Raw genomic sequence first — 229 nt, 5'->3', positions numbered from 1 at the left:
CCGGAGGCTCGGACGAGTGTCACGAACATTGAGAACCTTCCCCTCGATACGCCGAGCGGGGTCAAGATCCGGATGGCTGATGTCGCCACGATTTCGGTCAAGCCCACGCCCAACGTCATTGAGCGTTCGGAGGGATCCAGGCGCATCGATGTCAGTGCCAACGTCAAGGAAGGTGATCTGGCGAAGGTCGTGGAGAAGCTCAAGACCGATATGGAATCTGTTCAGTTCC

At 57.6% G+C, this 229-nt stretch carries 1 protein-coding gene; it reads left to right on the top strand.

What is annotated here, in order from left to right; all coding sequences use genetic code 11:
• Positions 1-229, top strand: a 229-nt coding sequence (locus AC3XQU_RS25170; protein ID WP_489876807.1) for an efflux RND transporter permease subunit, incomplete at both ends; no start/stop codon positions are given.

It is taken from the genome of Telluria sp. AZSoR62 (genome assembly GCF_058111565.1).
The sequence above is the reverse complement of the archived record's forward strand: the minus strand, read 5'-3'. Positions and strand labels throughout refer to the sequence as shown.